Source organism: Pontivivens ytuae (assembly GCF_015679265.1).
GTDB classification, from domain to species: Bacteria; Pseudomonadota; Alphaproteobacteria; order Rhodobacterales; family Rhodobacteraceae; genus Pontivivens; species Pontivivens ytuae.
This window is the reverse complement of sequence record NZ_CP064942.1, coordinates 1443703-1464985: the sequence shown is the minus strand read 5'-3', so window position 1 is coordinate 1464985 and position 21283 is coordinate 1443703. Positions and strand designations below refer to the sequence as shown.

The following is a 21283-nucleotide window of genomic DNA, read 5'->3' as shown; positions in this document are numbered from 1 at the left end:
ACCTTAGAACGATGCCGCAGCCGAATCGGCGACCGCGGGAGAGGGTGTTGCTTCATTCAATTTTAGGTCGATCTCACGGTCGAAGACAAAGCCCTCCGCCGCCGGGCCGACGACCAGCACCGTCGCCTCCGTCCGCGCCCGAAGCCGGGTGAGCAGCGCCCCCCGCTCCGGATCCGCGTCGAAGCGCGCGCTGTCGATCACGACGACATCCGGCTCCGCCAGCATCGCTCGCGCGAGGTCGAGACGCAGGCTCTCGGCCACCGTCACGTCGCGCCCGGCTTCGGCCACCTTGCCCTTCAGCCCCCCGGTCCGCTTGAGGAGGGGGGCGAGGCCGAAGGCCCGCGCGACCTTCGCCGTCTCCTTCCGCCCCGGCCGCGGGGCAAGGCCCAGCGTCAGCGCCCGGTGCAGCGTGCCCTGCAAGACCACGGGCCGGTCGCCGATATGGGCGACGCGGGGCAGGGTGGTGCGCCCGTCATAGCGGATGTGCAGCGCCGGATCGGGGTCGAGTCCCGCGAACGCGGCGGCGAGGTGGGCCACCCCCGCCCGCCGCGCCATCCGCGCCGCGGTCCCCGCCACGATTTCCACGTCGAGGGGCCGCCCCTCCAGCATCCCGGTCGCGCGCAGCCGGACCGGATGGCCGCGATGCCGCGCACTGCGTCGGACGCTGGGTTTTGCCAGCAGGTTCAACGCTTTCTCCCGCGCGATCCGCCAGGCGCAATACTGGTCCCACGCGTCGGCAAGCTCGCGCAGCGGCAGGATCAGGATGGCGAGCACCGACAGCCCCGCCGCCGCGGTCCCCGGCGCGATCTGCTGCATGCCGGCCATCCAGAGCACCGCCGCGCCCGCCACCGCCGCGCCGCCCTGCGGGATCATGCGCAGCGCCTCCTGCTGCCAACGGCGGGAGACGGCGTTGCGCCGCAGCGTCGCGCCGTCCTCCTCCAACCGCTTCAGCTCAAAACCGGTGCGGCCCATCAGGTCGAGCTCCGGCGACACCGCGATCCGCTCCATCATCGCAATGGATATCCCCGCCCGCCGCGACCGCAGCCGCCGGTGCCGCGCCTGCAATCCGACGGCGGCGACCAGCATCACCACCAGCGACAGCGCCACGGGCGGGATGGCCGCGCCCGCGATCTGCGGCTCCAGCAGCCACAGAACTAGGCCCGCGCCGGGCAGCACCACGAGGGCCGAGGCCACGCGCGGCAGCCCGCGCCCGTACCACAGCCGCACCGCCGACAGATCGCCTACGAAGCGCAGGGACAGCGCGCCGAGCCTGCGCGCCTCCACATCCCGCCGCGACATGCCCGCGAGGTGATCGTAGAGCACCACCCGCATCTCGCGCGCGACGCTCTGGCCAAGCGCCTCCGACCGGATCCCCGCCAACAACGCAAAGCCCGCCGTGGCGAGCCCTGCGAGGATCAGCGTGGCGAGCGTTCCGTCGGTCGGCGGGCCGCCGCCATGCAGGGCCGTGAACGCATCGCGCGTGGCGAAGGCGCCGATGCCCATCGCCACGGCCTGCGCGATGCCGAGAACGGGAATGAGGACCGCGTCACCGACACGGTCCCCAGACCAGAGCCGCGGGAGCCGGCTCATGCCGCGCGCTGGCCCACGCGGTTTCGCATCAAGGGGGCGACGACCTGCTCGATCACCTCCGCCGACCACAGATCCTCACGCGCGAGAAGCGGCAGGCCCGTGACCTCCTCCGCCTCCGCCCGCGCGAGCGGGGAGCACGTGACCATGCCCGAGATGGCGAAGGGCGTGAGCCCGTGCCGCTCCAGCACCATGGTTCCGCCCAGCGCACTCAGCGCGTCCGGCGCCGCGAACAGGATCCCGTCGAGCCGCCGCCGGATGCGGGACCCGGCAAGGATCGCCCGCGTCTCCCGCTGGAAGACACCGTCGGCGATCTCCACCACCACGACCTGCGCCCCGCCCGCAGCGGCATGGCCGATCAGTGTCTCGAACCCCGCCTCGATCCGCTCCAGCGGCATGCGGAAGGTCGTGGCCATGCCCGCATCCGAGAAGTCCATCGCGGTCACGCCCGCATCCTCGAACGCGTTGAAGTCACCGAAGGCGCCCGTGCCCGTCGCCTTCACCCCCACCGTCGCATAGCCCGCCCGCTGCAACCCGTGAGCGAGGCTGGAGGCCGCGGTGGTCTTGCCCGAGTTCATCGAGGCGCCGAAGACGCCGATCACCGTCACATCCTCCGGCGCGCTCATCGGCTGCAGCGCGTAAGCCCCGATGTTGAGCCGCGCCCCCGCCTCGTCGATCAGCACGCCGAGGGGGCGCAGGGTGGTCGGCGCATCCATCCGGTCATGCGCCGCCTCCACGGTGCCGACGACACCGCCGCCCGCCGCGAGATGCGCCACCTCGCCGACGACGACCGCGCGCGCCATGAACTGATCCGGCGCATAACGATCGCCAAGGCACAGCACCACGAGATCGCCCGGATAGCTCGCCGCATTGCGCCGGTCGGCGAGCTGGATCTTCTTGTGCTGCCCGATCTCCACGATCTCGCAGAGGATCAGGTCACCCGGCTGCGCGTCGGTCAGATCGGCGCTCACACCCCGCACATCGCCGCGCGCCACCCGCCGGGTGGTAAAGGCCCACTTCGCCCGCTCCAGCCGCGTCATGTCGAAGAAGGTGGTGTTGATGGTCATGTCGCCCTCCAAGGCCCGTTCGTTTCCATGCCACCACCCTGCCAGCCTCCCTTGAAGCCCATAGCCGACGCGGGATTAAAACGGCGCGGGCAGGAACATGAACGCCGGATGAAAGGCGCGCATAGCCAGGTTGCGGAGCGGCAGATCACATCGCCGCTCCCTCTCACCATCCGGCGCCTTCGAACCCATATCGAGGACGGTTGTCAGGGCGCAATCGCCACGGTACGCGCTCAAAAGAAAGGAACATTCTGATGATGCGACGTCACGTTCTGGCAGCGCTCGCGGGCACCGCCGCGGCCTCCTTCACCTCACGCGCAACCGGCCAGCCGACCGGACGCTGGTATGTCCCGGCTGAAGACACACCGCACGAGCGTACCTTCCTTCAGTGGCCCGTGGACCGCACCGTCTACCCCGAGCGCTGGTTCCTCGACGAGGTCCAGCATACCATCGCCACGCTCGCCAATACCATCGCGGCGTTTGAGCCGGTGGTCCTGCTTGCCGCGGCCGAGCATCATGCGGCCATCGCCCCGCAGGTCACGGACGCGGTGACCCTCTGGGATATCCCCACTGACGACCTCTGGGCCCGCGACAGCGGTCCGCTCTTCGTGGTGGACGGCACCGGCGACCTCGCGATCCGGCATGTCAACTTCAACGGTTGGGGCGGCAAGCAGCGCCATCCCAACGACGGCGAGATCGCCTGCCGCGTGGCCGAGCGGATGGCGCTCCCGCTCCTCGACAACGGCCTCGTCGGGGAGCCCGGCGGGGTGGAGCAGGATGGTGCGGGCACCCTGATCGCCCATGAAAGCTCCTGGGTGAACCCCAACCGCAACCCGGGCAGCCTGGCCGAGGTCGAGGCGCTGCTCCTCGACGCCTATGGCGCGGATCGGATGATCTGGGCGCCCGGCCTCGCGGGGCAGGACATCACGGACTATCACATCGACGCGCTCGCCCGCTTCACCGCGCCGGGCGAAGTGCTGATCCAGATGCCGGCTGAGGACGATCCCTCCGATCCGTGGCTGCGAACCGCCCGCGAAACCCGCGACATCCTCGCTGCCGCGATCGATGTGGCGGGTCGCCCGCTCCGGCTGACGGAGATCCAGGACCCCGCACGCCCCCGGGTGCACGATGCGGAGTTCCTCGCCTCCTACGTCAACTACTATGTCTGCAACGGTGCGGTCATCATGGCGCGCTTCGGCGATGCGGAGGCCGACGCCGCCGCGCAGCAGGCCATCGCCGTACTCCACCCAGGGCGGGAGGTCGTCGCTCTCGATGCCGACGCGCTCGGCTGGATCGGTGGCGGCATCCACTGCGCCACACAGCAGCAGCCTGCGGTGTGATAAGCCGCGGCTGACGCAGCGTTCCCTCGCCCCTGGCAGTACAGCCCGATAAACTCCCGGCAAGGAGGATCCAATGCGCGACACGACCGACCCAGACAGCCTCGACGTCATCATCGTGGGCGCCGGCCTCTCCGGCATCGGCGCGGCCTGCCTGATGGCCGAGAAGCGCCCCGATGATCGCATCGCCTTGCTGGAGGCGCGCGAGGCGATGGGCGGCACGTGGGACTACTTCCGCTATCCCGGCATCCGCTCGGACAGCGACATGCATACGCTGGGCTACTCCTTCCGCCCCTGGCTGGGAGAGAAGGCGATCACCGACGGGCCGTCGATCAACGCCTATATCCGGGAAACGGCGGTGGCCTACGGCGTGGATGAGCGCATCCGCTATCAGCACCGCGTCACCGCCGCCGACTGGGACGGTGCCCGCTGGCAGCTCACGGTCGAGACGCCGGAGGGCACGCGGCAGCTCGCCACGCGCTTCCTGATGATCTGCACCGGCTACTACGACTATGCGGGCGGCCACGCCCCCGTCTTCGCCGGGCAGGAGGACTTCGCAGGCCCGATCATCCACCCCCAGCACTGGCCCGAGGATCTCGACTGGACCGGCAAGCGCGTCGCCGTCATCGGCTCGGGTGCGACCGCCGTCACGCTGATGCCGGAGCTGGCGAAGACAGCCGCGCACGTCACCCAGATCCAGCGCACGCCGACCTACGTGACCGACATGCCCGCCCGCGACGGCATGGCCCGCTTCTTTTCCCGCGTGCTGCCCGAACAGGCGGCGCACACCGTCACGCGGTGGAAGAACATCCTGATGGGCATGGGCTTCTTCCAGCTCTCCCAACGCTGGCCGTCCCTCGTCCGCGGCATGCTGTCGAAGAACGTGGTGAAGAAATCGGGGGCCGACCCCACCCATTTCGACCCGCCCTACAAGCCGTGGGACCAGCGGCTCTGCCTCGCACCCGACGGCGATTTCTTCGAGGTTCTGAAGGACGGCTCCGCCTCCATCACCACCGGCGCGGTGGAGCGGTTCGAGCCTGCAGGCGTGCGCCTCGTCTCCGGCGAGCTGGTGGAGGCCGATATCATCGTCACCGCCACCGGCCTGCGCATGAAGCTCGCGGGCGGCATGCGGGTCACCGTCGGCGGGCACGCGGTGCATCCCGGCAGCCATCTCAGCTACAAGGGCGCGATGCTGTCGGACGTACCGAACTTCGTGATGACCTTCGGCTACACCAACGCGAGCTGGACGCTGAAATGCGAGCTCGTCCTGCGCTGGGCCATCCGCCTGCTCGACCACATGGAAAAGACCGGCACCGACATCGCCACGCCTCGCCCGCCACAGGATGCGAGCGCCGAACCGGCCGTTCCGCTCACCTCCGGCTACATCCAGCGCGCGCTGGAGCACCTGCCGAAACAGGCGCAGACGCGGCCCTGGCGGGTCCACCAGAACTACCTTCTCGACCTGCGCGCCTTCCGCATGGATCCGATCCAGGACGGAACGATGGAGTTTAGCCACGCCACCGTGCCTGCCACGGCCTGACCGACGCGCCTGTTGCCCGCGATGGTCTGCCTCCGGCGGGGATACTTCGGGACAGATGAAGGACGCGGATGCTCCGGGACGCGGGCGCACACCTCAGGCACCGGCCCGGCCCCGGAGCGCCTTCACCTGTCGCGGTCATCGGCGTCCCCGCCTGTACCGCGCGCCCGTGAGAGCACGGCACTCCTTTCATCTGTCTTAAAATATCCCCGCCGGCAGGCGGAAAGGCGTCCTGAAGCTCAGGCGGCCGCTAGCTCGCCTGCGAGCGCCCGGTCGATCAGCGCCACGGTCTCCTCCACGCCGTAGAGCGCCACGAAGCCGCCGAAGCGGGGACCCTGCGAGGCGCCCAGAAGCACCTCGTAGATGGCGGAGAACCAGGCGCGCAGCGGCTCGAAGCCATGCGCCTTACCCACGGCGAAGACCTCGGATTGCAGCGCCTCGGCCTCCACCTCGCCGTCCCACGCCGCAAGCCGGTCACGCAGGTCGGCGAGCGCCGACCGCTCCACATCCGTTGGCGCGCGGTAGACCTTCTGCGGCTTCACGACGTCCTCGAAATAGCGCACTGCGCGGGCGGCCGCCGCATCGAGCTCCGGATGGGTCTCGGGCGCGGCATCCGGCGCGTACTTGCGGATAAAGCCCCAGAGCACGTCCTTGCTCTCCGCATTCGCCGCCGAGGCGAGGTTCAGCAGCATCGAATATGGCACCGCCATGAAGCTGCCGGGCACCGCTGCCCCGTGGATGTGGAACACCGGGTTGGCGAGCTGCGCCTTCTCGTCCTGATCGGGATAGGCGCGGAGCTGCTGATGGTACTCGTCCACCGCCTTCGGGATCACGTCGAAATGCAGCCGCTTCGCCGTCTTGGGCTTCTGGTACATAAAGTATTGCAGACTCTCGGGGGAGGCATAGGTCAGCCACTCCTCCATCGACAGCCCGTTGCCCTTCGACTTGGAGATCTTCTGTCCGTCCGCATCGAGGAACAGCTCGTAGGTCAGCGTCTCGGGCACCGGCTCGCCCAGCGCGCGGCAGATCTTGGAGGCCTGCGTCACGGAGTCGATCAGGTCCTTGCCCGACATCTCGTAATCGACGCCCAGCGCGGCCCAGCGCATCGCCCAGTCCGGCTTCCACTGCATCTTCACGTGGCCGCCGGTCACCGGGATCTCCACCCGCTCGCCATCTGGCTCCTCGTAGACGATCGTGCCCTTCGCGACGTTGCGCTCCAGCGTCGGGACCTGGAGCACGTGGCCCGTCTTGGGGCTCACCGGCAGGAAGGGGGAGTAGGTCGCGCGCCGTTCCTCGCCCAGCGTCGGCAGCATGATGTCGAGGATCTTGTCGAAGCGCTCCAGCGCGCGCAGCAGCATGTCGTCGAACCGCCCCGACAGGTAGTAGTCGGTGGACGACGCGAACTCGTATTCGAAGCCGTATTCGTCAAGGAACGCCTGCAGCCGCGCGTTGTTATGCGCGCCGAAGCTGTCATGCGTCCCGAACGGGTCGCGCACGCGGGTGAGCGGCAGGTTCAGGTCCTGCGCCAGCAGCTCGCCGTTCGGCACGTTGGTCGGGACCTTCCGCAAGCCATCCATGTCGTCGGAGAAACAGATCAGCTTTGTCGGGATATCGCTCAGCATCTCGAAGGCGCGGCGCACCATCGTGGTGCGCGCCACCTCGCCGAACGTACCGATATGCGGCAGGCCCGAGGGGCCGTAGCCCGTCTCGAAGAGCACATAGCCCTTCTCCGGCGCCGCCTTCGCGAACCGTTTCACCAGCTTCCGGGCCTCTTCGAAAGGCCAGGCTTTGGAGGCTTCGGCGGCGGCACGCAGGTCGGACATCGGTCACTTTTCCTTTGAGAAAGATGGGCGCACACCTATTGAGGGGCCCGGGGCAGGTCAATATCTGCCGGAAGGCCCGTAACGACAGGAGAGCCCATGTCCGCCCAGCTCAGCGCCCAGGATGCGCTCGTCGCCACCATGATCGCAACCTCCGCCGCCGATGGGCAGCTCTCCGACGCGGAGCTCGACTCGATCCGTCGCATGATCGCGGTGCTTCCGGTCTTCGACGGCTACGATCCGAAGCAGGTGGGCAGCGTGGCGCAGACCGTCTTCGACCTGTTCGAGGAGGAGGACGGGCTGGATGCGCTTGTGGGCCTCGTCAAGGACGCGCTGCCCGGCACGCTGAACGAGACGGCCTATGCGCTCGCCTGCGATGTCTCCGCGGCCGACGGCACCGTGCAGATGGAGGAGCTGCGGCTGCTCGAGATCCTGCGCCACGACCTCGAGGTCGACCGCCTCACCTCCTCGGCCATCGAGCGGGGCGCCCGCGCGCGGCACGCCCGCCTGCCGGCGTAACCACGTACCTCAGCCCGCCGTCGTCGGATCGATGATCCCCGTCACCTCGGTGATGCGGGTGGCGGGAAATCCGCTCAGGTCGGCATGGGCGCGAATGGCGTCCTCGTCCTGGGCGAGGTAGATGCAGAAGGTCTTGTCGCCCGTCACGTAGGAATGCTGCCATTGCACCTTGGGCGCCAGGGCCGCCAGCGCCTCGTTCGAGGTCTTGGCGGCCCCGCACAGCTCCTCCCCGGTCATGGAGCCGACCTGCGGTATGTCGCGCTCGATCATGTAGCGTTTCATCGCGTCCTCCCTGTTTTCCGTTATCCGGACGACCAGATTACACCCATGACGCGAGTCGGCGCGAATGGCGCCCCGCACGTCCATCGCAACCACGAGGTCCGCCATGTCGCTCATCATCCATCGCAACGGGGACCGGCCGAGCCGGATGGCCCCCGCCGAGTACTTCACCGGCACGGTGCTGATGACACCGATCGTGCAGGCGCCGGAACCGGCGAGCCTCAGGGCACTCTCGGTGACGTTTGCGCCCGGCGCGCGGACCAACTGGCATACCCATCCGCTGGGCCAGACCCTCCATGTGACGAGCGGGCAGGGGCTGATCGCGCTGCGCGACGGCGCGCCCGAGGTGATCCGCGCGGGCGACACCGTCTACATCCCGCCCGAGGTGGAGCACTGGCACGGCGCGGGTCCGGAGACGGCGATGACCCATATCGCGATGCAGGAGGAGCCGGAGGCCGAGACCACCTGGCTCGACCCCGTCAGCGACGCCGACTACGCCAAGTCGTAATCACAACCAGTCCCCTCCCCCCGCGGGGGGAGGGTTAGGGAGGGGGGACCTCCGCCAACCACTCCAAACCAACACCCGCTACCTCTCGTCCCCTCCTCAGAAGGGCGGAGGGCTCGGGAGGGGGCGAACCACCCGCTCCCGAGCCGAACGAGGGTCGGTGACGGGGCAACCACGCCGACAGAAACGAAAGAAGCGCGGTCTTACCGCGTCCAGACCCCCGCTTCACGCAAGGCCGTCGAGCTCTGCGCGACCATCGGCCCCGCGATCAGCGTCCAGCGGGGCGCCGGCCCATCGGGGAGCGCCCCGGCCTGCCGCGCCGGCAGCCGCGCCTCGCGATAGACCCGCGCCGCCGGGGACAGTCCCGCCCGCAACTGCTCCCCGGGCCGGGCGAGCACGCCGATCGGCACCGTCTGCATGATGTCGCGCCACGCATCCCACTTGTGAAAGCTCGCGAGGTTGTCCGCCCCCATCAGCCACACGAAGGTCACGCGCGGATAGGCCCGGCGCAGCTTCAGCAGGGTCTCCGCGGTGAAGCGCGTGCCCAGCCGCGCCTCCACATCCGTCACCTCGACGCGCGGATGCCGCATGATCTGCCGGCACGCCGCCATCCGCCGCTCCATCGCCGCCGGCGCGTCGGCCTTGAGCGGGTTGCCCGGGGAGACCATCCACCAGATCCGGTCGAGCCCAAAGCGGCGCAGCGCCTCCAGCGTGATGTGGACATGACCGCGATGGGGCGGATCGAACGACCCGCCCAGCAGCCCGACGATCTGCCCGTCGGCGGCCTGAGGATATCCGTGATGCACCGCGCGCGGGCCTCCCGGGCGATGCGCCCTGAGGACCGCTTGTCGCGGGCCGCCCGCCGCCTGTCAATCGGCCTCGACCGGCTCCAGCCCACCCGCATGCGCCCAGATCGCCGTGATGTTCCGGTCGCCCAGCCCCGCATCGCGCGCCTCCGCACAGGCCCGTCCTGCGGCTTGTGTCACCCCACCCGCCTGCACGTAGCCGAAATCCTTCGCCACCAGCGCGATCGGGAACATCGGGTCGAACGCCCGTTTCAGCATCCCCTGGGCGGAGGCCGCCGCGATCGGGCTCATCACCGGCGTGGCACTCAGCACCTCCACCACCCGCTCGGGCGCGAGGCCCCGGTCCCGCGCAAACGCCATCAGCTCCGCCACCGCGGCGAGCTGCACGCCGAAGAGCCCGTTGACCACCAGCTTCATCACGGCACCGCTGCCCACCGGCCCCATCCGGTGCACCGCGGCGCCCATCTGGAGGAGGAACGGCTCCACCCGCGCCACCTCACCCCCGGCGAGGAAGATGAGCTGCCCCGCCTCCGCCTGCGGCCGGGAGCCCGCGAGCGGCGCGTCGACAAGCCCACGGCCTGCCGCCGCGAACGCCTCCGCCAGCCGGGCCGCGTGCTCCGGCGACACCGTGGAGCATTCGACCCCCACCGCCCGGGGTCCGAGACCGCCCAGCGCGCCGTCGCCCCCCAACCACACCTCGGCCGAGGCCGCATCGTCGCGGACCATGGAGAAGACGACCTCCGCCCCGCGCGCCGCGTCACGCGGGCTGTCTGCCACCGTCGCGCCGCGCACCGCCGCCGCCCGGGCCCGCGTCCGGTTCCAAACCGCGACCTCGTGCCCGGCCTCCACCAGCCGCGCCGCCATCCGGGCGCCCATCGCGCCCATGCCGAGAAATCCGATCCGTGCCATGCCGCACCTCCTTTGCTGCCCCATGCCTACGCCCTGCGGCAGCCGCGAAAAACGCGCGACAGCGCCGGTCACTCGTGCGAAAAGCGCAGGAATGGATACGCGGCTCCTCACCCTCTTCGCCGATACGGCCCGGCTCGGCAGCTTTGCGGAGGCGGCGCGGCTGCACGATCTCGACCCCTCCCGCGTCTCCCGCTCCATCGCGCAGCTGGAGGAGCGGCTGGGCCTGCGCCTCTTCCAGCGCACCACGCGGCGGCTGACGCTGACCGAGGCAGGCGGGCTCTACCTCTCCCGCATCACACCGCTGCTCGAGGAGATCGACCGCGCCGCCGACGAGGCCCGCGCGGTGACCGCCGGGCCGCATGGCACGCTGCGCCTGACCGCCTCGGTCGCCTTCGCGCAGACCTGCCTGGTGCCGCTGCTGCCGGGGCTGCGCGCTGCCTATCCGGACCTCGCCATTGAGCTCATCGCTTCCGACGCCCGGCTCGACCTGGTGGAGAACCGCATCGACCTTGCCATTCGCCTCGGCGCGGTGCTGGAGGGCGACTGGATCACGACGAAGCTGATGCCCACCCGCTACCGCGTCGTCGCCACCCCCGGCACGCCGCGCTCCGCCGCACCCGGTGCGCTGGCGCAGATCCCGTGCCTGCTCTTCACCTTGCCGGAGTTCCGCAACACCTGGCGCTTTCGCGATGCGTCGGGTGCGGAGACCGAGGTTCCCGTCACCGGCCACATCACCATCTCCAACGCCCTCGCGCTCGCCGAGGCCGCGCGAGCGGGCCTTGGCCCCGCGCTCCTCGCCGACTGGCTGATCGCTGGGGACATCGCGGCCGGCCGCCTCATCGACCTCTTCCCCGATCACGAGGTTACGGCCACGTCCTTCGACACCGCCGCCCGGGCGCTATATCCCTCCCGCGCGTATGTCCCGGCCAAGACGCGCGCCGTGCTCGACCATTTGCGCGCACATCTCGGCCCCGCGGGCGCCCGCCGCATCTGACGGGCTGCTTCACCGGTGAGGCACGTGGCGACTGCTCGCTAAAGATGCGCCAATGCAACGCATGCACGTCTGTAGGTTGTGCAGAGCGGGCGAGCGTGGAAGTCGGCCGGTTCTCACGTTTACGCTGATTAAAACGCCATAACGCCATCGGTCGCCCTGCGGCCAAACCTGCCATCGAAAGACATCCGTTCCGTGCTGTTTCACATCAAGACGCTGTTCGTGGCGCCATTCGTAGGCCTCGCCGGTCTGCTCTTCGCCGCGCCCTACTTCCTGCTGACCGTGGGCCTCGCCCTCTGGCTGCCGACCGTGGACCTGCCCGAGGGCGCCGAGACCTTTCTGCGAGACCTCTTCAACGCACTGCCCAGCCGCCGAGGAGGCCCGCGGGAGCCGATCGAGGATCCGTCGCTCTTTATCGCCATGCTGGTCCCGATCTACTTCGGCATCCTCGCCGTGTTCCGCATCCATCGCGGTGTTGTGCGCGCGGCGGGTCACGGCGATACAGGGCGCGGCTGGATGGTTCTGGTGCCCGAGCGCCTGTGGCTGCTGCGCCTCCTCCTGCCGCTGACCGTGGTCGCACTGATCTGGATCGGGCTCCTTCTGGTTACGGGCTTTCACGCGCCGCTGCTGGATGAGCTGGCGCTGCCGCGCCTCGACGCGTTTGCCGAGGCGTATGGCGACCATCTCCTCCTCGTCTACGCCTCGCTCATGCTGATCTTCGCGCCGTTTGGGCTGTCGCTGGTCAAGCACGCCGCGACGCTCGATCTGCCCTTTGCCACCTTCGCGCGCGGCGCGCTGCATCTGCTGGTCTTCGGCGCGATCTTCCTCGGTCTCGCGCTGGGCCTGACGCTGGTGATCGCAGAAGTCGCGCTCTCCCAAACCGGCCCGACGCAGCGCCCGATCCCCGTCTGGATGGTCTTCGCCGTCTCGGCAGTCCTGAGCTGGGCCATGCTCACCGCCGCGTCCATCCGCCTCCTCGAACACCGCCTGCGTCGCGAGGATCCGCTGGACTGACGCGAGCCGCGTTGCACCGCCCGCACGGCCAAGCTAGATCAGGGCCGAACGTGATACGGGAGAAGACCATGGCCGCCTATCAATACGTCTACCACATGGACGGAGTGTCCAAGACCTATCCCGGCGGCAAGAAGACCTTCGAGAACATCCGCCTCTCCTTCCTGCCCGGCGTGAAGATCGGCGTGGTCGGCGTCAACGGCGCCGGCAAGTCCACCCTGATGCGCATCATGGCCGGCATCGACAAGGACTTCACCGGCGAGGCCTGGGCGGCCGAGGGCGCCCGCGTCGGCTACCTCCCGCAGGAGCCCCAACTCGACGAGAACCTCGACGTCCGCGGCAACGTGATGGAGGGGGTCGCGGCCAAGAAGGCGATCCTCGACCGCTACAACGAGCTTGCCATGAACTACTCCGAAGAGACCATGGACGAGATGACGGCCCTCCAGGATCAGATCGACGCGGCCAACCTCTGGGACCTCGACAGCCAGATCGACGTCGCGATGGAGGCGCTGCGCTGCCCCCCCGACGACGCCGACGTCACCAAGCTCTCGGGCGGCGAGCGGCGCCGTGTGGCGCTCTGCAAGCTCCTCCTCGAAGCGCCCGACATGCTGCTCCTCGACGAGCCCACCAACCACCTCGATGCGGAGACCATCGCCTGGCTCCAGCGTCACCTCATCGACTACAAGGGCACGATCCTGATCGTCACGCACGACCGCTACTTCCTCGACGACATCACCGGCTGGATCCTGGAGCTCGACCGCGGTCGCGGCATCCCCTACGAGGGCAACTACTCCTCCTGGCTGGAGCAGAAGGCCAAGCGGCTGGAGCAGGAGGCGCGGGAGGACAAGACCCGGCAGAAGACCCTGGAGCGCGAGCTCGAATGGATGCGCCAGGGCGCCAAGGCCCGCCAGGCGAAGCAGAAGGCCCGGATCGACCGCTACAACGAGCTGGCCAACCAATCCGAGCGGGAGAAGATCGGCCGCGCCCAGATCGTCATCCCCAACGGCCCCCGCCTCGGCCAGAAGGTCATCGAGGTCACGGACCTCAAGAAATCCTACGGCGACCGCACCCTGATCGACGGGCTCAACTTCTCCCTGCCGCCCGGCGGCATCGTCGGCGTGATCGGCCCGAACGGGGCGGGCAAGTCCACCCTCTTCCGCATGCTCACGGGGCAGGAGCAGCCCGACGAGGGCGCCATCGACTACGGCGACACGGTCAAGCTCAGCTACGTGGACCAGTCCCGCGACGCGCTCGACGCCACCAAGACCGTGTGGGAGGAGATCTCGGACGGGCTCGACATCATCAAGCTCGGCGATGCGGAGATGAACTCTCGCGCCTATGTCGGCGCCTTCAACTTCAAGGGCGGCGACCAGCAGAAGAAGGTCTCGCTGCTGTCGGGCGGGGAGCGCAACCGCGTCCACATGGCCAAGCTGTTGAAGGAGGCGGGCAACGTCCTCCTCCTCGACGAGCCGACCAACGATCTCGACGTCGAGACCCTGCGCGCGCTCGAGGATGCGCTGGTCGACTTCGCGGGCTGCGCCGTGGTCATCTCCCACGACCGCTTCTTCCTCGACCGCCTCTGCACCCACATCCTCGCCTTCGAGGGCGAAGCCCATGTAGAATGGTTCGAGGGCAATTTCGAGGACTACGAGGAAGACAAGAAACGCAGGCTGGGGCCGGATGCGGTAGAGCCGAAGCGGTTGAAGTACAAGAAGTTTGTGCGCTAGTTAAAATTAATCCCCTCTATTAATCTCCGAAAAAGTATCTAAATATTGCCCCCATGATGATAAATATCAAGGCTATGATTATAACTCCAGCAGTAAAGCCCGGTGTCGTTTGAGGGTCTATCCAAGATATTATGATCATGCCTACTACTAAGCCCGCTGCAATCCAGGGCCCAAGCTTCAATAAATGTTCCATATTTACTCCAGTATCATGAGTAATTTTGATCCAAACCTATCTAGCCAATTTCGAATCTTCATCCGTGTAATCTGAGTTGTTGAGTCTAGGTTCAATAGTTTTGGATCGGACATTATATCTGATCGCCACTGAAGGATAACTTCATCAATTTCTGACCGTTCTTCCACTGAAGACATATCTACAATAATTATAGGAGCATCGGGATTGGATAAGTTGCTGGCTGGGAGCCAGCCAACTAAATAAGGCCCTTGGCCAAGTCTTGAAATCGGAAGCTCTTTAGACCAAATGCGCGGTAGTATCTCTGATACAATATTATAATCATAATTTTCAATAGCATAGTTACAAACACTTTCTATATCACGTGGAGTATTTTCTTCGGTAATATTTTGATATAAATACTGCTCGATCGGCCATATTGTAACAAAGCGGTCACGCTGCCTCGTTCGTGATCGACTGTCTTCAATATTTAATCTAATAAAAGATCTACATATTTGTCGATCTCTAGCATTATTCAAATCAGGACTACGAGTAAACATTAATACACCATAGCCTCTGTAGCCTTGGTATTCGTTTCTGTTCAGATCTAGAACTCCAAAGTCTCTAGTGGGCTGAGGGCGTTCTGATGAGGCTAATACATTTAGGTAATCTACTGAGTTTCTGGCTGATGGTGCTATACACGCATCCTGAGCGCAATTTGCCAAAAGTTGATCTTGCACATTTGCTCGAAGAGAAGGGTGCGCTGCGTCAACCTGACGGCCATCGACCATGACAGGTGTGGTCAATAAGATCGAACCTGAACTTGAAGCATCAACAGATGTTACGGTCTCTCGTCCTCCGCAGCTCATGAGTGTCAATGCCAAGAGTGGCGGCAAGATTATACGCAATGCATCAATCCCCAACGATAATCATAGATTATAATATAGCCAAGATTTTTTTCTACGTCTAGTTAGAACTTGGCTTCAGATAGCAGGCTGGACTATTTGAGCTATGCAATAAGTGGTATCAGTGAAGCATGCTTAATTTGACGACGGTTGGGCTCGGCTACTCTGGTTCAAACCGGCCGCCCCAGCCAGTCCTGATCCAGCGGGCCCTCGATGACCTTGGCGAGGCGGGCCAGCATGTAGGCGCGCAGGATCGCGTTGATCCGGGATTGGTCGCCGGGGCCTATCGCCCGGTAGAACTTCACCATGTCCGTATCCAGCCGCAGCGTGACCCGCGTGCGATGCGGCGTGAGCGGCTCGTCCTCGATACTGCGCCAAGCGGACGGCAGGTGCTCCCACTCGTGCATCATCTTCTGCGTCTCGACATGCAGCCGGGCGAGTTCGGCGGCCAGCTCCGCCTCCCGCCGCAGCTCCGCCTTCGTCTTCTTCCGCTCGAATTCATCCGCCATGGGACCCTCGAAAAGCCCCATCCTGCCCGCAAAAGGTTAACGCGAGGCTGCGCACGCAGCGGTGCACGGATGTCATACGCAAATCATACGCCCTGTGCACACGCCCCTCCGGCCCTTCGCGGCCTGCGTTAACCGTGCCGCGCCGATTGTCTTCGGCGTCGCCCCGGCCTAAAGAGCTTCGGATTGCGGTGAGCGGAGACAGGCGGAATGGGCGAACGGATCGGCATCTTCATCCTCACGCGCTTTTCCGTCCTCCTCGACAGAAAAGCCCATTCGTGGAAGGCCTTACGCGGTCGCACCAACTGGAAACGCTACTTCGGCCCCAGCAATCCGACGCTGGAGGAGAAGCGCGACTACCTCTTCGATTCCAAGCGGATGGCGCACCGGTTCGAGATGTTCGAGACCATCCTGCGCCCCTCCCTCGCCCAGCAGACCGACCGCGACTTCCGCCACATCGCCCTCTCCTCCACCCTCCTCCCCGACGAACACCGCACCCGCCTCGACACGCTCGCGGCGGAGCAGGGGTTCGAGGTGGCATACGTGGGCACGGATATGCATGAGGAGCAGGCGTTCAGCTCCACAAACCTTGTGAATCCAGCGGATTACGACCGGCTGGTGACGATCCGGATCGATGACGACGATGCCCTGGCGAGCGACTATGTGGAGAGGGTTCGGAGCCTCTCGGCGCTCGACATGGACGACTACTCGCTGACCTTCTCGGGCGGGATCTTCCTCAGCCGCTTCGGCTCGAACTGGCGGATCCAGCGGCGGGTGAAGGCGCGCACCGCGTGCGGTCTGGTCCGCGTGGTCCGCGGCTCCGACACCTTCCGCACGGTCCACGCGCTCGGCCCCCACAAGCAGATCGAGCGGATCGTGCCGCAGATCAGCGTGCCGGGCGACGACATGTTCCTGATGACGAACCACGAAGACAACATGAGCTCCCGCCGCTCGCTGGCCCGCGCGGGCTCTCCCATCGGCGAGAAGGACCGCACGATCCTGCGCGAGCGCTTCGGCCTAACCATCTGACAATCCGGCGAGGCGGGACCCGGCCGAATTGCTTGGTTGCGCCGGTACGCTATCTTGCTCTCGAACTTCAAGAAGGAGGGATCCGTGCGCGTTCTCATTTCCGCCATGGCGCTGACGGTTCTCGCAGCCTGCGAGACGACATACGCACTGCCCGAGGTGGGCGGCAGCGCGAACATTCCGAACCGGGGCGCGGTCGCCGCGAACCGCTCCGTCTCTTCCGGAGAAAGCCTGATGCGGCAGGTGGCCCAGCGGGTCGAGCCCATAGCCGAGAGCACCTGCCGGCAGGAGACGGGGCAGTCCGGCCAGTATTGCGACTTCCGCATCCTGGTCGAGGATACGGGCGACCAGCCCAATGCCTTCCAGACGTTCCGGGACGGGCGGCCGCTCATCATCTTCAACACCGCGATGCTGCGCACCGTGCGCAACGACAACGAGGTGGCCTTCATCATGAGCCACGAGGCGGGCCATCACATCGCCGGGCACCTGCAGCGCCGTCAGCAGCAGGTGGGGCTCGGCGGCCTCCTCGGGGCGATCACCATCGGTGCGCTCGGGGGCGATCCGCAGCAGGGCGCCGACCTCGGTGCAAGCGTCGGGAGCCGGGCCTATTCGCAGGCCTTCGAGTTGGAGGCCGATCTGCTGGGCACCTACATCGCCGACCGCGCCGGCTACGACCCGGTGGACGGGGCGGCGAGCTTCGCGCGGTTCGGGGGATCGAACTCGATCCTGTCCACGCACCCGCCGGGACCGCAGCGCTACAACACCGTGGTGGCCGCCGCGCGGCAGATCGAGCAGCAGCGGGCGCGGGGCATCACGCCGACCATTCCGCGGAACTGAGTTGCGCGGGGCGCGCGCCCCGCATAGGTCTCAGTCATTCCGAAACGGATGGAGGGTATCCCCATGTCCCTGCGCATCAACGACACCGCCCCCGACTTCACGGCCGAGACCACCGAGGGCGAGATCACGTTCCACGACTGGATCGGCGACGGCTATGCCGTGCTGTTCAGCCACCCGAAGGACTTCACGCCCGTCTGCACGACGGAGCTCGGCACCATGGCCGGGATGATCGACGCCTTCGAGAAGCGGAACACCAAGATCATCGGCATCTCGGTCGATCCGGTCGAGGATCACCTGAAGTGGAAGGCCGATATCGAGCAGGTCTCGGGCAACAAGGTCGACTACCCGATGATCGGCGACCCGGACATGAAGGTGGCGAAGGCCTTCGACATGCTCCCGGCCGAGGACACCGATACGGAAGGCCGCACGGCGGCGTCGAACGCGACCGTGCGCTCGGTCTTCGTCGTCGGGCCGGACAAGAAGATCAAGCTGTCGCTCACCTATCCGATGACGACGGGCCGCAACTTTGATGAGATCCTGCGGGCCATCGACTCGATCCAGCTCACGGCGGAGCACAAGGTGGCGACGCCCGCCAACTGGCACCAGGGCGAGGACGTGATCATCACGCCCGCGGTCAGCGACGAGGAAGCGACCGAGAAGTTCGGTGCGTTCGAGCGCGTGCTTCCCTACCTGCGCAAGACCAAGCAGCCGGGCTGAGGCATCAGCCAAAGGAAGATGCGCCTGAACTTCAGGCGCATCTTTCATTGCATCCCGCGCCCCTGTCGCGACATTTCCTTGCCTTTCTTTCTGTGCCGTCGAAGCCTCCTCGGGCGCTCCTGTGCGCCAATCCATTCATGGAGGGGACCATGACGACACACGCCACACGCGCCGCTCTCATCCTGAGCTGCGCCTTCGCCATCGCCGCCACCGCGCCTGTTCCGTTCTCGGGCACCGACCTCGCAGCACACGCGCAGGGCCGGAGCGAGGACCGCGGCAATCGCGGTGGGAACGGCAACGGGAACGGTCGCAGCGAGCGGGCGGATCGCGACCGCGGAGATGATCGGCCCGGCCGCGGAAACGGCAATGGCGGCGCGGAGCGGTTCATCGTGACCGAGAGCGGCGAGGTGGAGCGGGAGCTCCATCCCCGTGACCTCGGCCGCTGGAACGCGAGCAATGCCAACCAGGCGGCACTCGACGCGCATGTGCGCAACGGGAACTTCAACGGGACCGTCGGTGCGCTGGCGCAGTACCAGCTCGTCTCTCGCTACGCCGCCGGGGAGGATCTGAGTGCTATCGAGCAGCAGCGGGTGGACGAGCTTCTGTCAGGCGGCAGCCGCCGGGCACGGCAGGTCGATATCGACGACGACCTGCGCCGTACCAACGAGCTGTCTCGGGCCGCGGGGCTCGATGCGACCTACCGGCTGGAGGGGACGACCGTCACCTGCACGGGTACCGGGTGCGATGACGTCGCCATCGAGCTGTTGCAGGCCGAGGTGAACGGCCAGCTTCCCGACGATCCCGCGATGAATGCCGACGAGCTGCTCCACCTGTCGGAGCAGCGGATCGTCGATGGCGGCCCGCGGGAGACGCCAGGCGAGGCTCTGCTCGACACCGTGGCCAATGCGCTTGGCGTCGTGCGGGACGCCTTCGCCGGTGAGGGCACCACGACCCAGTAAGCCGGGCCGGTTGACCGGGCGGGGCGAAGGGCGCACCTTCGCCCCATGAAACGATCCGAGATCAACGACATTCTGGCCCAAGGTGCCGCGTTCATCGCGCAGCACGGCGTCGTCCTGCCCCCCTTCGTCCATTGGGGGCCGGAGGAGCTGGTGGAGCGCGCGCGCGGCGATGCGCGCCAGATCGCGGAGCGGCGGCTGGGCTGGGACATCACCGATTACGGCGCCGGGCGGTTCGACGAGATGGGGCTGTTCCTCGTCACCACGCGCAACGGCGATCTGTCGGAGCGCAACTCCGGCACGGGCATGCTCTATGCGGAGAAGGTCATGATCTCGCGCAACGAGCAGCTCAGCCCGATGCACACTCATGTCCACAAGGTCGAGGACATCATCAACCGCGGGGGCGCAACGCTGGTCATCGAGCTCTACGGCTCAGACGACGCGGGCGGGTTTGCGGAGGATCGCGGCTGCACCGTGGCCTGCGACGGGATCGCGCGGGAGGTGCCGCCGGGCGGCAAGCTCATGCTCGCCCCGGGGGAGAGCGTGACCCTGCGCCCCGGCGACTGGCACGCCTTCTGGGGCGAGGGCGGGGACGTTCTGATCGGTGAGGTCTCCACGGTGAACGACGATCTGACCGACAACATCTTCCGCGAGCCGATCGGGCGCTTTGCCACGGTGGAGGAGGACGTGGCGCCGGATCACCTCCTCGTCTCCGACTACGACCGCTGGATCGGCTAGGTCGATTTTCGCATCGACGGTTGCAAGGTCGCACGCTACCTGCGGTGAGGCCCACTCGGCCTGAAAGGCTTTCCCATGACACGCGCCTCGCCGCACCATGCGCCGCTCGGCTTTGCCGGGTTCGTCGCCATCATCGCCGCCCTGATGGGGCTGAACGCGGTGGCGATCGACATCATGCTGCCCGGCCTGCCGGAGATCGCAGCGGCCTTCACGCCGGATGACGTGAACCGGGCGCAGCTCGTCTTCTCCGCCTATCTCGCGGGGTTCGGGCTTGCGCAGCTCGCGATGGGTGTGCTCGCGGATCGCTATGGGCGAAAGCCGGTGCTGATCGGCGGGATCGCGGTCTATGCGGCCGCCGGGTTCGCCTGTGCCTTCGCCCCGTCGCTGGAGGTGCTGCTGATCGCGCGGTTCGTGCAGGGCCTCGGCTCTGCCGCGCCGCGGGTGGTGGCGACGGCTTCGGTGCGGGACTGCTACGAGGGGCGGGACATGGCGCAGGTCATGTCGCTGAGCATGGTGGTCTTCATGGCCGTGCCGGTGATCGCGCCGACGCTGGGCCAACTCATCCTGTTCGTGGCGCCGTGGCCGGCGGTGTTCGTATTCCTGGGGCTCTATGCCCTCTTCATGCTGTGGATCTGCGCGACGAGGCTGCCGGAGACCCTGCGGCCCGAGCATCGCCGCCCGATCCGGTGGGCGAGTTTCGCGGCCGCGCTGCGCTCCGTCTTCGGGGCGCGGCAGACGGTAGGCTACATGCTGGCGGCCGGCATGTTCTTCGGCTCGCTCTTCGGCTTCATCAATTCCGCCCAACAGGTGCTAGAGGAGGTGCTGGAGCTCGGCCCCTGGTTCGTCGCGGTCTTTGCGCTGATCGCCGTCGCCATCGCGGTGTCCTCGCTGGTGAACGCCCAACTGGTGCAGCGCTTCGGCATGCGGTTGCTCAGCCACGGTGCGGTGTGCCTGTGCGCCCTCTTCTCCGCAATCCTGCTGATCGGGCCGGAGGGGCTGGGCGTGGTCGGGTTCCTCGCCGTGCTGTCGGGCGTGATGCTGATGATCGGGTTGATCTTCGCGAACTTCAACGCGCTGGCGATGGAGCCGCAGGGGGCGGTCGCGGGCATCGCGGCCTCGGTCATCGGGTCTGTGACGGCGCTGATGGGGGCGGGCATCGGCTTCACCATCGGGGCGGCCTTCGACGGGACGGCGCGGCCGCTTGCCCTCGGCTTTCTGGTGAGCGCGGTTGTCACCATCGCCATCCTCGCCGTGACGGAGCGCGGGCGCCTCTTCCGCAGCAGCCCCGCAGCGGCCTGACTCGCCGCGGGCCGGTCGCCGACTACCTATCTGCGGAT

Annotated in this window: 21 protein-coding genes; 13 read left to right on the top strand and 8 right to left on the bottom strand. The window is 67.0% G+C overall.

Annotated elements, in window-relative coordinates; genetic code table 11:
* Positions 1 to 3: 3 nt before the first annotated feature.
* Together I0K15_RS07095 and I0K15_RS07090 are read right to left on the bottom strand one after the other, a co-directional pair.
* Complete coding sequence (locus tag I0K15_RS07095) at positions 4 to 1590, bottom strand: ABC transporter ATP-binding protein (RefSeq protein WP_196104694.1); 1587 nt, start codon at positions 1588 to 1590, stop codon at positions 4 to 6.
* The gene (locus tag I0K15_RS07090; RefSeq protein WP_196104693.1) at positions 1587 to 2654 is read right to left on the bottom strand and encodes a DUF1611 domain-containing protein; all 1068 of its coding nucleotides are present in this window, start codon (positions 2652 to 2654) and stop codon (positions 1587 to 1589) included. Before I0K15_RS07090 ends, I0K15_RS07095 begins: the two co-directional genes overlap by 4 nt.
* A 251-nt stretch (positions 2655 to 2905) precedes the next feature.
* Between I0K15_RS07090 and I0K15_RS07085 the strand changes: the two genes are divergently transcribed.
* Entirely contained in the window at positions 2906 to 3991 is a 1086-nt protein-coding gene (locus I0K15_RS07085; RefSeq protein WP_196104692.1) for an agmatine deiminase family protein, read from the top strand.
* A 73-nt stretch (positions 3992 to 4064) separates the two neighbouring features.
* Positions 4065 to 5528: a flavin-containing monooxygenase gene (locus tag I0K15_RS07080; protein ID WP_196104691.1), complete on the top strand. Its 1464-nt coding sequence runs from the start codon at positions 4065 to 4067 to the stop codon at positions 5526 to 5528.
* 236 nt (positions 5529 to 5764) lie between these two features.
* On the opposite strand, the gene I0K15_RS07075 is transcribed toward I0K15_RS07080, so the two are convergent.
* Positions 5765 to 7348 (bottom strand): lysine--tRNA ligase, encoded by a 1584-nt coding sequence (locus I0K15_RS07075; RefSeq protein ID WP_196104690.1) that lies wholly within the window; start codon positions 7346 to 7348, stop codon positions 5765 to 5767.
* Between the two features lie 96 nt (positions 7349 to 7444).
* On the opposite strand from I0K15_RS07075, the gene I0K15_RS07070 reads away from it, so the two are divergent.
* Positions 7445 to 7864, top strand: a complete 420-nt coding sequence (locus I0K15_RS07070; protein WP_196104689.1) for a tellurite resistance TerB family protein — start codon at positions 7445 to 7447, stop codon at positions 7862 to 7864.
* A 9-nt stretch (positions 7865 to 7873) separates the two neighbouring features.
* Here the strand turns inward: I0K15_RS07070 and I0K15_RS07065 are convergent, their stop codons facing one another.
* The gene (locus tag I0K15_RS07065) at positions 7874 to 8146 is read right to left on the bottom strand and encodes a DUF4242 domain-containing protein (RefSeq protein WP_196104688.1); all 273 of its coding nucleotides are present in this window, start codon (positions 8144 to 8146) and stop codon (positions 7874 to 7876) included.
* A 103-nt stretch (positions 8147 to 8249) separates the two neighbouring features.
* On the opposite strand from I0K15_RS07065, the gene I0K15_RS07060 reads away from it, so the two are divergent.
* Positions 8250 to 8651 carry a (R)-mandelonitrile lyase gene (locus I0K15_RS07060; RefSeq protein WP_196104687.1) on the top strand — a complete coding sequence of 134 codons (402 nt, stop codon included), beginning with the start codon at positions 8250 to 8252 and terminating at the stop codon, positions 8649 to 8651.
* 200 nt (positions 8652 to 8851) lie between these two features.
* Here the strand turns inward: I0K15_RS07060 and I0K15_RS07055 are convergent, their stop codons facing one another.
* Positions 8852 to 9454, bottom strand: coding sequence for a nicotinate-nucleotide adenylyltransferase (locus tag I0K15_RS07055; RefSeq protein WP_196104686.1), 603 nt, complete (start codon positions 9452 to 9454; stop codon positions 8852 to 8854).
* Positions 9455 to 9517: 63 nt separating this feature from the next.
* Positions 9518 to 10363 carry an NAD(P)-dependent oxidoreductase gene (locus I0K15_RS07050; protein ID WP_196104685.1) on the bottom strand — a complete coding sequence of 282 codons (846 nt, stop codon included), beginning with the start codon at positions 10361 to 10363 and terminating at the stop codon, positions 9518 to 9520.
* Positions 10364 to 10454: 91 nt separating this feature from the next.
* On the opposite strand from I0K15_RS07050, the gene I0K15_RS07045 reads away from it, so the two are divergent.
* The 3 genes from I0K15_RS07045 (at position 10455) to ettA (ending at position 14092) form a co-directional block, all read left to right on the top strand.
* Positions 10455 to 11357: a LysR family transcriptional regulator gene (locus I0K15_RS07045; RefSeq protein ID WP_196104684.1), complete on the top strand. Its 903-nt coding sequence runs from the start codon at positions 10455 to 10457 to the stop codon at positions 11355 to 11357.
* A 192-nt stretch (positions 11358 to 11549) separates the two neighbouring features.
* Positions 11550 to 12368 carry a hypothetical protein gene (locus I0K15_RS07040; RefSeq protein WP_196104683.1) on the top strand — a complete coding sequence of 273 codons (819 nt, stop codon included), beginning with the start codon at positions 11550 to 11552 and terminating at the stop codon, positions 12366 to 12368.
* A gap of 68 nt (positions 12369 to 12436) precedes the next feature.
* Entirely contained in the window at positions 12437 to 14092 is a 1656-nt protein-coding gene (gene ettA / locus I0K15_RS07035) for an energy-dependent translational throttle protein EttA (protein WP_196104682.1), read from the top strand.
* Positions 14093 to 14287: 195 nt separating this feature from the next.
* Here ettA and I0K15_RS07030 read toward each other — a convergent pair whose 3' ends face one another.
* Together I0K15_RS07030 and I0K15_RS07025 are read right to left on the bottom strand one after the other, a co-directional pair.
* Positions 14288 to 15145 (bottom strand): hypothetical protein, encoded by an 858-nt coding sequence (locus tag I0K15_RS07030; protein WP_230374324.1) that lies wholly within the window; start codon positions 15143 to 15145, stop codon positions 14288 to 14290.
* A 191-nt stretch (positions 15146 to 15336) separates the two neighbouring features.
* On the bottom strand, positions 15337 to 15675 hold the full coding sequence (locus I0K15_RS07025; RefSeq protein WP_196104680.1) for a BrnA antitoxin family protein: 339 nt from the start codon (positions 15673 to 15675) through the stop codon (positions 15337 to 15339).
* A gap of 207 nt (positions 15676 to 15882) precedes the next feature.
* Between I0K15_RS07025 and I0K15_RS07020 the strand changes: the two genes are divergently transcribed.
* The 6 genes from I0K15_RS07020 to I0K15_RS06995 all read left to right on the top strand — a co-directional run bounded on the left by I0K15_RS07020 (position 15883) and on the right by I0K15_RS06995 (position 21245).
* Positions 15883 to 16701 (top strand): glycosyltransferase, encoded by an 819-nt coding sequence (locus tag I0K15_RS07020; RefSeq protein ID WP_196104679.1) that lies wholly within the window; start codon positions 15883 to 15885, stop codon positions 16699 to 16701.
* Positions 16702 to 16785: 84 nt separating this feature from the next.
* Positions 16786 to 17535 carry a M48 family metalloprotease gene (locus tag I0K15_RS07015; RefSeq protein ID WP_196104678.1) on the top strand — a complete coding sequence of 250 codons (750 nt, stop codon included), beginning with the start codon at positions 16786 to 16788 and terminating at the stop codon, positions 17533 to 17535.
* Positions 17536 to 17598: 63 nt separating this feature from the next.
* Positions 17599 to 18252: a peroxiredoxin gene (locus tag I0K15_RS07010; RefSeq protein WP_196104677.1), complete on the top strand. Its 654-nt coding sequence runs from the start codon at positions 17599 to 17601 to the stop codon at positions 18250 to 18252.
* Between the two features lie 149 nt (positions 18253 to 18401).
* Complete coding sequence (locus tag I0K15_RS07005) at positions 18402 to 19211, top strand: hypothetical protein (protein ID WP_196104676.1); 810 nt, start codon at positions 18402 to 18404, stop codon at positions 19209 to 19211.
* Between the two features lie 45 nt (positions 19212 to 19256).
* A complete protein-coding gene (locus I0K15_RS07000; protein WP_196104675.1) occupies positions 19257 to 19946 on the top strand; it encodes a D-lyxose/D-mannose family sugar isomerase in 690 nt (229 codons plus the stop codon).
* 75 nt (positions 19947 to 20021) lie between these two features.
* Positions 20022 to 21245, top strand: coding sequence for a multidrug effflux MFS transporter (locus I0K15_RS06995; protein ID WP_196104674.1), 1224 nt, complete (start codon positions 20022 to 20024; stop codon positions 21243 to 21245).
* The last annotated feature ends 38 nt before the right edge of the window (positions 21246 to 21283 follow it).

Bases quoted from the DNA above. Each gene is read 5' to 3' on its own strand.
- I0K15_RS07095 (WP_196104694.1), bottom strand. From the start codon at position 1,590: ATGAGCCGGCTCCCGCGGCTCTGGTCTGGGGACCGTGTCGGTGACGCG.
- I0K15_RS07090 (WP_196104693.1), bottom strand. From the start codon at position 2,654: ATGACCATCAACACCACCTTCTTCGACATGACGCGGCTGGAGCGGGCG.
- I0K15_RS07085 (WP_196104692.1), top strand. From the start codon at position 2,906: ATGATGCGACGTCACGTTCTGGCAGCGCTCGCGGGCACCGCCGCGGCC.
- I0K15_RS07080 (WP_196104691.1), top strand. From the start codon at position 4,065: ATGCGCGACACGACCGACCCAGACAGCCTCGACGTCATCATCGTGGGC.
- I0K15_RS07075 (WP_196104690.1), bottom strand. From the start codon at position 7,348: ATGTCCGACCTGCGTGCCGCCGCCGAAGCCTCCAAAGCCTGGCCTTTC.
- I0K15_RS07070 (WP_196104689.1), top strand. From the start codon at position 7,445: ATGTCCGCCCAGCTCAGCGCCCAGGATGCGCTCGTCGCCACCATGATC.
- I0K15_RS07065 (WP_196104688.1), bottom strand. From the start codon at position 8,146: ATGAAACGCTACATGATCGAGCGCGACATACCGCAGGTCGGCTCCATG.
- I0K15_RS07060 (WP_196104687.1), top strand. From the start codon at position 8,250: ATGTCGCTCATCATCCATCGCAACGGGGACCGGCCGAGCCGGATGGCC.
- I0K15_RS07050 (WP_196104685.1), bottom strand. From the start codon at position 10,363: ATGGCACGGATCGGATTTCTCGGCATGGGCGCGATGGGCGCCCGGATG.
- I0K15_RS07045 (WP_196104684.1), top strand. From the start codon at position 10,455: ATGGATACGCGGCTCCTCACCCTCTTCGCCGATACGGCCCGGCTCGGC.
- ettA (WP_196104682.1), top strand. From the start codon at position 12,437: ATGGCCGCCTATCAATACGTCTACCACATGGACGGAGTGTCCAAGACC.
- I0K15_RS07025 (WP_196104680.1), bottom strand. From the start codon at position 15,675: ATGGCGGATGAATTCGAGCGGAAGAAGACGAAGGCGGAGCTGCGGCGG.
- I0K15_RS07020 (WP_196104679.1), top strand. From the start codon at position 15,883: ATGGGCGAACGGATCGGCATCTTCATCCTCACGCGCTTTTCCGTCCTC.
- I0K15_RS07010 (WP_196104677.1), top strand. From the start codon at position 17,599: ATGTCCCTGCGCATCAACGACACCGCCCCCGACTTCACGGCCGAGACC.
- I0K15_RS07005 (WP_196104676.1), top strand. From the start codon at position 18,402: ATGACGACACACGCCACACGCGCCGCTCTCATCCTGAGCTGCGCCTTC.
- I0K15_RS07000 (WP_196104675.1), top strand. From the start codon at position 19,257: ATGAAACGATCCGAGATCAACGACATTCTGGCCCAAGGTGCCGCGTTC.
- I0K15_RS06995 (WP_196104674.1), top strand. From the start codon at position 20,022: ATGACACGCGCCTCGCCGCACCATGCGCCGCTCGGCTTTGCCGGGTTC.